Origin of the sequence: Actinosynnema pretiosum (assembly GCF_002354875.1) — a bacterium.
GTDB classification, from domain to species: domain Bacteria; phylum Actinomycetota; class Actinomycetes; order Mycobacteriales; family Pseudonocardiaceae; genus Actinosynnema; species Actinosynnema auranticum.
In genome coordinates this window covers 1,710,883-1,723,565 of the sequence record NZ_CP023445.1, presented here as the reverse complement: position 1 = coordinate 1,723,565, position 12,683 = coordinate 1,710,883, and the positions used below count along the sequence as shown (strand labels likewise).

General features: G+C 75.4%; 12 protein-coding genes. 4 read left to right on the top strand and 8 right to left on the bottom strand.

What is annotated here, in order from left to right; translation table 11 throughout:
• Positions 1-8 precede the first annotated feature (8 nt).
• From CNX65_RS07850 to zapE, 3 genes are all read right to left on the bottom strand, one after another.
• Positions 9-1,637 (bottom strand): ABC-F family ATP-binding cassette domain-containing protein, encoded by a 1,629-nt coding sequence (locus CNX65_RS07850; RefSeq protein ID WP_177154627.1) that lies wholly within the window; start codon positions 1,635-1,637, stop codon positions 9-11.
• 152 nt (positions 1,638-1,789) lie between these two features.
• Positions 1,790-2,035, bottom strand: coding sequence for a DUF3040 domain-containing protein (locus tag CNX65_RS07845; protein ID WP_015800420.1), 246 nt, complete (start codon positions 2,033-2,035; stop codon positions 1,790-1,792).
• Between the two features lie 69 nt (positions 2,036-2,104).
• Positions 2,105-3,112 (bottom strand): cell division protein ZapE, encoded by a 1,008-nt coding sequence (zapE, locus tag CNX65_RS07840; protein ID WP_096492166.1) that lies wholly within the window; start codon positions 3,110-3,112, stop codon positions 2,105-2,107.
• Between zapE and CNX65_RS07835 the strand changes: the two genes are divergently transcribed.
• The gene (locus CNX65_RS07835) at positions 3,111-3,899 is read left to right on the top strand and encodes a pyrimidine reductase family protein (RefSeq protein ID WP_096492165.1); all 789 of its coding nucleotides are present in this window, start codon (positions 3,111-3,113) and stop codon (positions 3,897-3,899) included. The two genes, zapE and CNX65_RS07835, sit on opposite strands and share 2 nt — an antisense overlap.
• Positions 3,900-3,980: 81 nt before the next feature.
• Positions 3,981-5,057 (top strand): ATP-dependent DNA ligase, encoded by a 1,077-nt coding sequence (locus CNX65_RS07830; RefSeq protein WP_096492164.1) that lies wholly within the window; start codon positions 3,981-3,983, stop codon positions 5,055-5,057.
• Position 5,058: 1 nt separating this feature from the next.
• Here the strand turns inward: CNX65_RS07830 and CNX65_RS07825 are convergent, their stop codons facing one another.
• Positions 5,059-5,964, bottom strand: coding sequence for an EamA family transporter (locus tag CNX65_RS07825; RefSeq protein ID WP_096492163.1), 906 nt, complete (start codon positions 5,962-5,964; stop codon positions 5,059-5,061).
• Positions 5,965-6,054: 90 nt separating this feature from the next.
• On the opposite strand from CNX65_RS07825, the gene CNX65_RS07820 reads away from it, so the two are divergent.
• Complete coding sequence (locus CNX65_RS07820) at positions 6,055-7,599, top strand: alpha/beta hydrolase (protein WP_096492162.1); 1,545 nt, start codon at positions 6,055-6,057, stop codon at positions 7,597-7,599.
• A gap of 520 nt (positions 7,600-8,119) precedes the next feature.
• Here CNX65_RS07820 and CNX65_RS07815 read toward each other — a convergent pair.
• The 4 genes from CNX65_RS07815 to ligD all read right to left on the bottom strand — a co-directional run bounded on the left by CNX65_RS07815 (position 8,120) and on the right by ligD (position 11,346).
• Positions 8,120-8,782: a DUF6319 family protein gene (locus CNX65_RS07815; protein ID WP_096492161.1), complete on the bottom strand. Its 663-nt coding sequence runs from the start codon at positions 8,780-8,782 to the stop codon at positions 8,120-8,122.
• Between the two features lie 241 nt (positions 8,783-9,023).
• A complete protein-coding gene (locus CNX65_RS36740; RefSeq protein ID WP_232519743.1) occupies positions 9,024-9,311 on the bottom strand; it encodes a hypothetical protein in 288 nt (95 codons plus the stop codon).
• Between the two features lie 213 nt (positions 9,312-9,524).
• Entirely contained in the window at positions 9,525-10,028 is a 504-nt protein-coding gene (locus CNX65_RS36735; protein WP_232519742.1) for a PASTA domain-containing protein, read from the bottom strand.
• 313 nt (positions 10,029-10,341) lie between these two features.
• On the bottom strand, positions 10,342-11,346 hold the full coding sequence (gene ligD, locus CNX65_RS07800) for a non-homologous end-joining DNA ligase (protein ID WP_096492160.1): 1,005 nt from the start codon (positions 11,344-11,346) through the stop codon (positions 10,342-10,344).
• Positions 11,347-11,520: 174 nt separating this feature from the next.
• Between ligD and CNX65_RS07795 the strand changes: the two genes are divergently transcribed.
• On the top strand, positions 11,521-12,672 hold the full coding sequence (locus CNX65_RS07795) for an acyl-CoA dehydrogenase family protein (protein ID WP_096492159.1): 1,152 nt from the start codon (positions 11,521-11,523) through the stop codon (positions 12,670-12,672).
• Positions 12,673-12,683: the final 11 nt, after the last annotated feature.

The following is a 12,683-nucleotide window of genomic DNA, read 5'->3' as shown; positions in this document are numbered from 1 at the left end:
GCCACGCCTCAGCGGGCCCGCTTGACCCGCTGCTCGTCCCACACCGGCTCGTCCACCTCCACGACCTCGCCGTCCGACCGGAACAGCAGGAACCGGTCGAACGAGCGGGCGAACCAGCGGTCGTGGGTGACCGCGACGACCGTGCCGGTGAACTCCTCCAGCGCCTGCTGCAGCGCCTCGGCCGAGTTCAGGTCGAGGTTGTCGGTCGGCTCGTCGAGCAGCAGCAGGGTGGACCCGGACAGCTCCAGCAGCAGCACCTGGAACCGCGCCTGCTGCCCGCCGGACAGGTTGTCGAACAGCTGGTCGCCGCGCTCGGACAGCCCGTACCGGCTGAGCACCGACATCGCCGCGCCCCGGTCGAGCCCCTTGCGGTCGCCCTCGCCGTGCCACAGCACGTCCACGAGCGTGCGCCCGAGCCACTCGGGGTGCTGGTGGGTCTGCGCGAACAGCCCCGGCAGGACCCGCGAGCCGAGCCGCAGGGAGCCGGTGTGGGCGACGTCGCCGCCCGCCAGCAGCCGCAGGAAGTGGCTCTTGCCCGACCCGTTGGAGCCGAGCACCGCGACCCGGTCGCCGAAGAACACCTCGGTGTCGAAGGGCTTCATCAGGCCGGTCAGCTCCAGCGCCTCGCAGGTCACCGCGCGCACGGCGGTGCGCCCGCCGCGCAGCCTCGGCGCGACCCGCTCCTGCACCGGCATCTCCGGCGGCGTCCCGGCCTCCTCGAACCTGCGCAGCCTGGTCTGCATGGCCCGGTACTTGGCGGCCATCACCTCGCTGATCGTGGCCTGGACCTGGAGGGTGCGCACCAGCTCCTTGAGCCGGTCGTGCTCGTCCTCCCAGCGCTTCCACTCCTCGGCGAGCCGCTCGATCCGGGCGGCGCGCGCCTCGTGCCAGGTGCCGAAGGAGCCGGTGTGCACCCACGCGCCGTGCGCCTCGACCGTGACCACGTGCGTGGAGGCCTCGGCGAGCAGCTCCCGGTCGTGGCTGACCAGCAGCACCGCCTTGCCGGTCTCCACGAGCCGCTGCTCCAGCCAGCGCTTGCCGGGCACGTCGAGGTAGTTGTCCGGCTCGTCGAGCAGCAGCACCTGCTCGGGCCCGCGCAGCAGCGCCTCCAGCACGACCCGCTTCTGCTCGCCGCCGGAGAGCGTCCTGACCTCGCGGAACCGGGCCCGCTCGAACGGCACGCCGAGCGCGGCGACGGTGACCACGTCCCAGAGCACCTCGGCGTCGTAGCCGCCGGCCTCGCCGTAGGCGACGAGCGCGGAGGCGTAGCGCATCTGGGTCGGCTCGTCGTCGGTCTCCATGAGGGCGAGCTCGACGGCGTCCAGCTCGGCGGCGGCGGCGCGCAGCGGGGCGGGCGAGGCGGAGAGCAGCAGGTCGCGCACGCTGCTCTCGTCGCGCACGGACCCGACGAACTGGGGCATCACCCCCAGCCCGCCCTGCACCCGCACCGAGCCGGCGGCCGGGGTCAGGTCCCCGGAGATGATCTTGAGGAGCGTCGACTTGCCGACGCCGTTGGCGCCGACCACCGCCACCACGGAATTCGCGGCGACCTTGAACGAGACGTCGCGGAACAGCTCCCGCCCGTCCGGGAGCCGGTAGGCGAGACCGTTCGCATCGAGGAAACCCACGGACCCCATGCTCGCTCACCGCGCGAGCGCCGCGCGACGCATTTCCGGCCGGGGCGGGGTTGGTGACCCGATCGTCACCGGGGAGCGGTCGGGGGTGAGGGGCGGGTCCGTCGCGGCGGTCGGCGACCGCGACGGGTCCGCGGGCGGCTGGCGGCTGGCGGCTACTTCCAGGTCGTGTGGCTGAACAGCAGCACGACCAGGCCGAACGAGATCGAGCCGACCCCGTCCCAGAAGGCCCCCAGCGTCATCAGGACGATCCCGAGTGCCAGGAACGCGGCGGTGAGCGCGTAGCCGACCGTGGGCCTGGCGGGCTTGCCGTCGACGAGCGCGGAGGCGAGCGCCGGTTCCTCCCCCGCGAGTCTGGACTCGATCTCCTGCAGCGTCTTGCGTTCCCGCTCGCTCAGCATCGGCGCTCCTCCCGCGGACTCCCAGGCCCCGCACGAGTACCCGGCGGGAGGCGCGCCGACACTCGTCCATCAGCGGGACAGCGCGACCAGCCGGGAGACCGCCCGCAGGTACTTCTTGCGGTAACCGCCGGTGAGCATCTCCTCGGTGAACAGCTCCGACAGGGGCTGCCCGGACACGGCGACCGGGATGTCCCGGTCGTAGAGCCGGTCACCGAGAGCCACCAGGCGCAACGCCACCGACTGGTCGGGGGCGGCGTGCACGCCCTTGAGGTGGACCGCGGTGACGCCGTCGAGCAGCCGCCCGTAGCGGGACGGGTGGACCTTGGCGAGCTTCGCGCACAGCGCGTCGAAGTCGTCCAGGGTCGAGCCGGGCGTGGCCCCGGCCCTGGCGACGAGCTCGGCGTCGCTCATCGGGTCGGGCGCGTCGGGCAGCCCCCGGTGCCGGTAGTCGGGCCCGTCCACCCGGACGACCTCGAAGCGGGCCGCGAGCTTCTGGATCTCGCGCAGGAAGTCGGCGGCGGCGAACCGGCCCTCGCCGAGCTTGTCCGGCAGCGTGTTGGAGGTGGCCGCGACCGCGACACCCGCCTCGGTCAGCTCCTTGATGAGCCTGCCGACCAGCATGGTGTCGCCGGGGTCGTCCAGCTCGAACTCGTCGATCGCGAGCAACCGGTGCCCGCCGAGCCTGCGCACCGTCTCCACGAACCCGAGCGCACCGACCAGGTTGGTGACCTCGACGAACGTGCCGAACGCCTTGGGCCCCGGCACCGCGTGCCACAGCGAGGCCAGCAGGTGCGTCTTGCCCACCCCGAACCCGCCGTCCAGGTACAGCCCCGGCGCGGGCCCGCTGTCCCGCTTGCCGAACAGCGACCCGAGCCACCCCTTGCGCTCGCCGCCCGCGCCGATCCGCCGGGCGAACTCCGCGCAGGCAGCCACGGCCGCGGCCTGGCTGGGCTCGTCCGGGTTGGGCGCGTAGGTGTCGAAGCGGACCGCGTCGAAGTGCGGCGGCGGGACCATCGCCCCGACTAGTTCGTCCGGTGCGACCTGCGGATCGCGTTCGACCAGGCTGGGGGCGGGCATGGCGGGGAGCCTAACGCCGTGCTGGGATGGGTCGGTGCAGAAGCTGTGGCCGGGGAGCGGCGCGGAGAGCAACATCACGGACGCGGAGCTGGAACGGCTCTACGACCACCCGTCCGGGCTCGACCGGCCGTGGGTGCAGGTGAACTTCGTGGCCAGCGCGGACGGGGCGATGACGGTGGACGGCCGCTCCGGCGGCCTGGGCGGCGCGGCGGACCAGAAGGTGTTCGCGCTGGGCCGCGACCTGGCCGACGTGGTCCTGGTGGGCGCGGGCACCGCGGCGGCCGAGGGCTACCGGGGCGTGGTGGCCGGGAAGGCGCGGGCCGAGCGCAGGGCGCGGCTGGGCCTGGCCCCGATCCCGCCGATCGCGGTGGTGAGCGGCCGGTGCTCGCTGGAGCCGGACTCGCCGCTGCTCACGGACACCCTGGTGCCGCCGATCGTGCTGACCACCTCGGAGGCCCCCGCCCGGCGGCGGGCGGAGCTGACCGAGGCCGGGGCGGACGTGGTGGTGGCGGGCGAGTCGTCGGTCCACCCCGCGCTGGCCCTGCGCGCCCTGGACGAGCGCGGCCTGCGCCGGGTGGACTGCGAGGGCGGGCCCGCCCTGTTCGCGTCCCTGATCGCGGCCGACCTGGTGGACGTGCTGTGCCTGACCGTGGCCCCGCTGCTGGTGGCGGGCGGCGCGGGCCGGATCGGCGCGGGCGTGCCGTCGGCGGTGCCGCGCGGTATGGAGCTGTCCTCGGCGCTGCACGACGAGGGCTACCTGATGCTCCGCTACACGCGGTCCCGGTAGCGCCCGCGCCGTCCGGCGCGGCGCCGACCCCGGCCTCCCGGCGCCGCTGCGCGCCGGGCCGCGCGGGGGCAGGATGGCCGGGTGCCGCTCCCGCTGACCCCGCCCGTGCAGCCGATGCTGGCCACGAGCGCGGACGCCATCCCCACCACCTCGGACCTGCTCTTCGAGCCCAAGTGGGACGGCTACCGCTGCCTGGTGTTCCGCGACGGGGCCGACGTGGTGCTCCAGTCCCGCGGCGGCAAGCCGCTGAACCGGTACTTCCCCGAGGTCGAGGCCGCCCTGCGCGACTCCGCGCTCCCGGACCGCGTGGTCCTGGACGGCGAGCTGGTCGTCTCCCTGGACGGGCGGCTCGACTTCGACGCCCTCACCGAGCGGATCCACCCGGCGGCGAGCCGGGTCGCGCTGCTGTCCGAGCGGACCCCGGCGGGGTTCGTCGCGTTCGACCTGCTCGCGCTCGGTGACGAGGTGCTGCTCGACCGGCCCACGTCCGACCGCCGGGCGGCCCTCGAGGAGGTCATCACGCCGTCCGGCTCGCTGCACCTGACCCCGTGCACCGGGGACGTCGGGCTCGCGCGGCGCTGGTTCGGCCTGTTCGAGGGCGCGGGCCTGGACGGGGTGGTCGGCAAGCCGGTGGCAGGCGCCTACCTGCCGGGCAAGCGGGCCATGGTGAAGGTCAAGCACGCCAGGACCGCCGAGTGCGTGGTCGCCGGGCTGCGCTGGCACAAGGACACCGAACCCGGCACGGCGGTCGGCTCCCTGCTGCTCGGCCTGCACGACGACGCCGGGGTGCTGCACCACGTGGGCGTGGTCGGCTCGTTCAAGGCGGCCGAGCGCCGGGCGCTGGCCGAGGAGCTGTCCCCGCTGATCACCGGGGGCGAGCACCCCTGGGTGGGGCAGTCGGACGGGCGCCGCTCGCCGGGGGAGGAGAACCGCTGGCGCAAGCAGTCCGACTGGACCCCGCTGACCCCCGAGCGCGTCCTGGAGGTCTCCTACAGCCAGACCGAGGGCGCCGCCCCCGCCCGCCTGCGCCACAACGGGCGGTTCCGCCGCTGGCGCCCCGACCGGGACGCCGCCTCCTGCCGCTACGACCAGCTCGACCAGCCCGCCCGGTACGACCTGGCCGCCGTGCTGCGCGGCGAGGTCAGGCAGGCCCGCTAGCTCACCGCCGGGCGCTGCGGGTCGCCCCGATCGAGGCCGCCACCACGCAGGCCACCGCGCCCCACTGCACCCGGTCCAGCCGCTCCCCCAGCAGCGCCAGCCCGGCCAGCGCCGCCGCGGCCGGTCCCAGGCTCATCAGCACCCCGAAGGTCCGCGACGGGATCCGCCGCAGCGCCTCCAGCTCCAGCGAGTACGGCACCACCGAGGACAGCAGCGCCACCCCCAGCCCGATCAGCAGCACCGTCGGCTCCACCAGCTCCGCGCCTGCCTCGCCGATCCCGAACGGCAGGACCACCAGCGCCCCGACGACCATCGCCAGCGCCAGCCCTCGGCCCCCGCTGGTGCGCCCGCCCACGGCGGCCGACAGCAGGATGTACGCGGCCCAGCACGCCGCCGCCCCCAGCGCGAACGCCACCCCGGCGACCGACAGCCCGCCGTCCGCCCTGGCCAGCAGCAGCACCCCGCCCCCGGCGAGCACCGCCCACAGCCCGTCCACCCAGCGCCGGGACCCGAGCACCGCCACCGCCAGCGGACCGAGGAACTCGATGGTGACCGCCGCGCCCAGCGGGATGCGCTCGATCGCCTGGTAGATGAGCAGGTTCATCGCCCCGAGGACCACGCCGAACCCGCCGACCACCGCCCACGTCCGCGCGGGCATCCGCAGCGACGGCCGCCACACCACCACCAGCACCAGCGCGGCCAGCACGAGCCGCAGCGCGACCGCCCCGGACGCCCCGACCTGCGCGAACAGGTGCTTGGCGACCGCCGCGCCCACCTGGACGCTGATCACCCCCAGCAGGAGCAGCGCGGTGGGCGGGACGGCCGACACCCCCCTGGCCACCGCGGCGGAGGCGGCGGCCAGCGGCGGGCGGGGTGCGGGGGTGCTGTCGGCGTGCGCGGTGACCACGGCCCCATCGTCCCCCGTGGCACTCACCGAAGTCTCACCTGGACTGTGTGACTCTTTGCGATGTCCGTCGTCTGAGAGGTGGGAACGACTGTGCCGCGTCGGCGTCACGCCGCCCTGTTCCTGGTGGCACTGAGCGCGCTGGCGGCGTGCAGCGCGGGCCCGTCGACGCGGCCGGTGATCGCCGTGCGTGGCGGCGGGGACGGGCAGGCGCCACCCACCACGACGTCCGGGACGCGGGAGCTGCCGGGCCTCGAGGACTTCGGCGGCCGGATCGACTGGTCCGACTGCACCGCCGTGACCAAGACCCGGATGAGCGACGGGGCGCCCACCGGCGGGCTGACCTACGACTGCGCGCGGATGAGCGCCCGGCTGGACGCGCCCAGCCGCCCCGGTCGCGGGTCGTTGCAGGTGGAGCTGCTGAAGGTGGGGTCGGGCAAGAGCGCGCTGGTCGTGCTCGGCGACCCGGACGGCGATCCCGGCACGGTGCTGGCGGCCCGGATGGCCGCCGCGCTGCCCGCCGAGCTGCTGCGGACGTTCACGCTGATCGGGGTGGACCGCCGGGGCACCGGCAGCTCGGACGGCGTGCAGTGCGTTCCGGGGCCCGCGCGGCTGGGGATCGTCGAGTCGGACCCGGCGGCGGCCTCGCAGGAGCGGCTGCTGGAGCACGTCGGGCGGGCCAGCCAGGAGTGCGTGCTGGACATGGAGAACCAGCTGACCGCGCTGGACAGCTGGCGCACGGCCGCCGACCTGGAGCAGCTGCGCGGCGAGCTGGGGCTGGGCCACCTGAACGCGATCGGGGTCGGCGACGGCTCGAAGGTGCTGACCACCTACGCGGCGCGGTACCCGTCGGCGGTGGGGCGGTTCGTGCTGGACGGGGCCCCCGACCCGACGTTGGACGTGATGGGTGTGGCCGAGGCGAGGGCGGTGGCGGCGCAGGAGGCGTTCGCGGCGTTCGCGGCGGACTGCGCGGTGCGCCGGTGCGCGCTCGGGTCGGACGCGGAGGAGCGGTTCACGGCGCTGCTGGAGGAGCTGCGGGCCACGCCGCTGCGGGACCCGGCCGGGCTCGACGTGACGGCGGGCACCGCGACCAGGGCGGTGCTGGTCGGGCTGGCCGAGCGGGGGCGCTGGGCGGAGCTGGCCGACGCGCTGGTGGCCGCCGAGCGCGGGGACGGGGCGCCGCTGGCGCGGTTCGTCGCCCCGCTGGTGGGCGGCACCGAGGCGGACCCGCCCCGGCTGGACGCGGGCATCGTGACGACCTGCAACGACACCTCCTCGCGGGTGCCGCCCGAGCGGGTGGCGGCGCTGGCGGAGGACTGGGGGTCGAAGCACCCGCTGTTCGGGGCGTGGCACGCGCGGCAGCTGCTGGTGTGCGGGCCGTTCCCGGTGCCGCAGCTGGACAAGGCGCCGAAGCTGGAGCAGACGCCGCCGGTGCTCGTGGTGAGCACGAACGCCGACCCGGTGACGCCGAGGGCGGGGACCGAGCGGGTGGCCCAGTCGCTGCCCGGCGGGGTGCTGGTCGGCTGGCAGGGCGGTGGGCACGGGGCGCTGGTGAACTCGGCCTGCGCGGCGGGGTTCGCGAAGGACTTCCTGGTCGACGGGAAGGTGCCGTCGGACAACACCGTGTGCCCGCCGTGACCGGCGCCCGGTGACGGTTGGTGACCACTCGGGGGTGCGGACGGGGGCTTCAGGAGCCCCGGACGTGCCCCCGTCGGCGTGCTCGGGCCGGTTTCCGGGGTGGGCGCCCGGCGCGCTCCCCGAACCGTTCCGCGTCGGCGCGGGGGTTCCGGGGGGGCGCGCGGTGAACGCCCCGCGGGGGTGGGCGCGGACGCGGACCGGCCCCGGCCGCACGCGTGGCGCGACCGGGGCCGGAACCCGTTCGTCCTCGTCAGCAGCTGGAGCAGCAGCCGCACCCAGGGCCGGTGCAGCCGCCGCAGCAGCCGCAACCCCCGGCCGCGGGCCGCTCCGCCGCCGTGCTCTCTACCGCCATGATTGACCTCCCCGTGTCGAGCGGTCCTACCCGCTCCCGAAGGTATTTCGCCCTCACCGTGCGCCCTGTCGCTGCGCAGCGGAAGTACCCTCACCCGATCGCGGAGTGCAGATCACCACTGAGTAGCACTGCGTGGTCACCGGGCCGAGCGTTCCGGCGACACCGGGGTCACTCGGACAGCTCGTCCAGCGCCCGCTGCGCCGCCTCCAGCTCGGACCGCAGCTGCTCGACGCGGGCGAGGTGCTTCTCCCGCGCCGCCGCGAGCACGCCCTCGACCGCCTCGTGCACCTCGGGCAGCAGCGACCGGGCCGCCTGGGCGACCAGCGCGGCGGAGATGGGCGCCGCGCGCAGGGTGCGCTTGCTGCCGCTCTGCACGTCCACGGTCCACTCGCCGTCGGCGGTGGAGTTGAGCGTGACCGTCACCTCGACGCCCCTGGCGGGCTTCTTCGGCGCGGGCTTCGCGGCGGGCTTGGGCTTCGGGGGCGGTTCGGGCGTGTAGATGTGCTCGACCGGGGTCGGCTCCACCGACGCCGCCGCCGGGGTGGCGGCGGGTGGCGGTGGGGGCGGGGCGGGCTCCTTCTTGCGGGGGGCGGGCTTCTCCAGGGTGAGCTCGGCCGGGGAGAAGGACAGCTCGTCCTTGGCCCCGGTCGGGCGGACCTGGATGAAATCGCCCTCCGGCGGGTCGGTGAGCGCCAGCACCTTGGCCGACTTGCCCGCCTCCATCCCCACCGCCGAGGCGGTGAACCACACCGGGGGCTGCCGACCCGCGTCGAGTTCAGCCCGCAGGTGGTCGAGGTCCTCGGGGGACAGACTCTGCTTGGCCTTGGCCATCGGCACCTCCACTGATCAACTTCTTCGGGGTGCAGCTTGCCCTACGGCACCGACATTCCCGGCGGGTGGCTGCCCCTCGCGCACGCGGGGACACCACTGTGCGACCGGGTGACTGCGGAGCGCAAGGAGGCGGTTGGCTTTGCGGCGCAAGGGAAATCGCGCCGGGCGGCGGCAGTGGCGCCGCGGGCGGCGGTCGAGTCCACAGTGGATGATCACCCGCGCGCGGCGGTCCGGCCCCCGCTCAGCCCTCGCCCGCGCCCCCGCACGCGCCGTCGTCCCCGCGCTCGCCCCCGACCTCGTCCTCGTCGTCGACGCGGAGCCGGTACTCGCACCCGTACTCGACGGCGTAGTGCAGGTCGTAGTGGTGCACGATCTTGGGCCCGCCGTGCAGGTGCACGTGCTTGACGGTCGGCCGGGGCTCGGGCCGGGGCCGCGCGACCGAGTCGACCCGCCCGTCGAGCGGCCCGCCGACGTACCGGACGACGTAGGAGTCCACCACCCTGCCCACCTCCTCGGGACCGACCGACAACCGGGTCCATGGTACGAGAGGAGCAGCGCCCGATCGACCGCCCGAACCGGACTTCCGCCGGTCGGCGCAACTCGTGCGCGGCCGTGAGCAGGGAGAACGCGGGGAGGGTCGGCGTGCCGCGCGACGCTCACCGGCTCGACGCCTCGGGCGCGCGGGGCGGGCGGGGCGGGCGGCGGGTGGTCGCGCTGGTCGGCCCCGGCGGGTCTCAGCCCGTCACTCGCCGATCTTCTTGGCGGACAGCGTGATCGCGGTCGAGCAGTCCACCACCTGTCCCGCCGGGACGCTCTGCGCGGTGGTCACCCAGTTCCGGTCGTGCAGCAGGAGCCGCCCCTGCCCGGTGGCGTCCTCCTCGCGCAGCAGGTACAGCCCGGCCGCCTGCACGGTGTCCTGCGCGCTCTGGTGGACCATTCCCACCACGTCCGGCACCACGCAGGTCTCGACGGGGGACGGCTCGGGGAGCGGGGCGGGTTCCGCCGCGCTGACCGCCGCCGCGCCGACCGAGGTGGTGGGCGCGCCTGCCGAGGTCGTCGGCGCGCCCACCGGGGTGAGCCGCGCCGGGGCCGCGGTGGACGGCTCGGCGACCCCGCCCTCCGCCCCGGTGTCCCCGCCGCGCCCGTTCGCCACCAGGCCCAGCACGATCAGCGCCCCGACCACGCCCGCGACCCACAGCGCGGCGCGCGGCGGCTTCGACCCGTTCGACGGGAACTGCTGGACCACGGCGACCTCCAGGTGAGCGGAACACCCGGAGGTCGCGGACGACCGGACGGCCGTTACCGGCGCGACCTCGAACCCCGGCGTTCCCGCAGCTCGACACCGCAGGCTCCACCCGATCCAGCGACCCCGCCCGCACGCGACGGGGACCGCTCCGCCACTCGCCGACCGGCGATCGCCCGTGTCCGGCGGCGCCCTCCTCGCACAGCGCGGAGAACCCTGCCGCGCGGACCGGCGCCCGACCCGAGTACGGCGCAGGGGTTCTCCGGGGCCGCTGCGGCTGCGGTCCGCCCCGCGCGGCGGTCGACTCGGGGCCGGGTCAGCCCTGCTCCGCCTTCCGCGCCTTCGACGGCTGCACCCGAGGCGGCTCCCCCGGCATCTTCGGGTAGTCCGGCGGGTACGGCATCTCCCCCCTGGGGTCGTCCGCGTACCACCCCAGCAGCTCCTCGATCCCGAACGCCTCCCCGTCCAGCCCGGCGTGCGGGTCGCCCACGTCCCGCAGGTAGTCCGGCACCGTGCGCACGTCGAACGCCACCGGGTCCACCTCGCCCAGCGACTCCCACGTCACCGGCGTCGACACGGTCGCGCCCGGCGTTCCCCGCACCGACCACGCGGACGCGATCGTCCGGTCCCGCGCCGCCTGGTTGAAGTCCAGGAACACCTTCCGGCCGCGCTCCTCCTTCCACCACGACGTCGTCGCCAGGTCCGGGGCCCTCCGCTCGACCTCGCGGCCCAGCGCGATCACCGCGTGCCGCACGTCCACGAAGTCCCACTCCGGCCTGATCCGCACCGCCACGTGCACCCCGCGCCCACCGGAGGTCTTCGGGTACCCGGTCATCCCCAGCTCCCCCAGCACCTCCCGCAGCACCCCCGCCGCCTCCACCGCCTCGCGGAACCCGGTGCCCGGCTGCGGGTCCAGGTCCACGCGCAGCTCGTCCGGGTGGTCGGTGTCGTCCGCTCGCACGGGCCACGGGTGGAAGTCGAGCGTGCCCAGGTTCGCCGCCCACGCCAGCACCGCCGCCTCGGTCGGCCTGACCTGCTCGGCGGGCCTGCCGGACGGGAAGCGCACGCCGACCACCCGCACCCACTCGGGCGCGCCCTTCGGCACCCGCTTCTGGTAGAACGCCTCCCCCGCCACCCCGTCGACGAACCGCTTCAACGTCGTCGGCCGGTCGCGCAGCACCGCGAGCAGCGGCTCCGCGACGGCCAGGTAGTACTCGACCACCTGCCGCTTCGTGATGCCCCGCTCGGGGAAGTAGACCTTGTCCGGGTTGGACACCCGCACCACGCGCTCGCCGACGGTGAGTTCCAGAGCCTGGGCCACGGCCGGAGCGTAGCGGCGGGGACCGACAGCGGCGCGGCGGAAGATCCGGGCCGAGGGTGGGGAAGGGCGAGATCAACGGGCCGGAGGTCGAAGCCGAAGCCGGGACCTTGCCGGGCGGGCGCCCCCGTCCTACGTTGGACGGCCGGGGAGCCCACCGACGGGAAGGCCGCGACCGTGGACCTGAGCCTGTCCGCCGAGCACCGGCAGCTCCGCGAGGTCGCCAGGGAGTTCACCGCCGACCGGATCACCCCGCACGCCGCCCGCTGGGACCGCGCCGAGTCCATCGACCGCGACCTGGTCCCCGCGCTGGGCGAGATCGGGTTCCTGGGCATCGGCGTCCCCGAGGAGCACGGCGGCAGCGGCGGCGACCACCTCGCGTACTGCCTGGTCCTGGAGGAGCTGGCGGCCAGGGACTCGGCGGTGCGCGGCATCGTGTCGGTGTCGCTGGGCCTGGTCGCGAAGACCATCGCGCGGGCGGGCTCGGACGCGCAGCGCGAGCGCTGGCTGCCGGGGCTGTGCTCCGGCGCGCTGCTGGGCTGCTTCGCGCTCACCGAACCGGACACCGGCTCGGACGCGGGCTCGCTCGCCGCGTCGGCCACGCGCGTCGCGGGCGGCTGGCGGCTGAGCGGCCGGAAGGTCTTCATCACCAACGGCACCTGGGCGGACGTCGCGCTGGTCTTCGCCCGCACCGGCGGTCCCGGCCCGCGCGGCGTCACCGCGTTCCTGGTCCCCACCGGCTCCCCCGGCTTCACCGCGCGCGAGATCCGCGGCAAGCTCGGGATGCGCGGCCAGGCCACCGCCGAGCTGCTGCTCGACGACGTCCCCGTGCCGGGCGACGCGGTGCTCGGCGAGGAGGGCGGCGGCTTCGCGCTGGCGATGGCCGCCCTGGACCGGGGCCGCATGTCGGTGGCCGCCGGGTGCGTGGGCGCGGCGCGGGGCTCGCTGGAGGCCGCGCTGCGGTACGCGCGGGAGCGCGAGCAGTTCGGCAGGCCCATCGCCGGGTTCCAGCTGGTGCAGGAGCTGCTGGCGGACATGGCCGTGGAGACCGACGCAGCCCGGCTGCTGACCTGGCGCTGCGCGGACCTGGCCGACCGGGGCGAGCCGTTCCGCACCGAGGCGTCCATGGCGAAGCTGTACGCGAGCGAGGCGTCGGTGCGGGTGGCCGACCGGGCGGTGCAGGTGCTGGGCGGGTACGGCTACCTCGACGACCACCCGGTGGCCAAGCACCTGCGGGACACCAGGGTCACCACGCTGTACGAGGGCACCAGCCAGATCCAGAGGCTGCTGATCGGCAGGGCGCTGACCGGGGTCAGCGCGTTCACCTGAGGGCGAAGGCC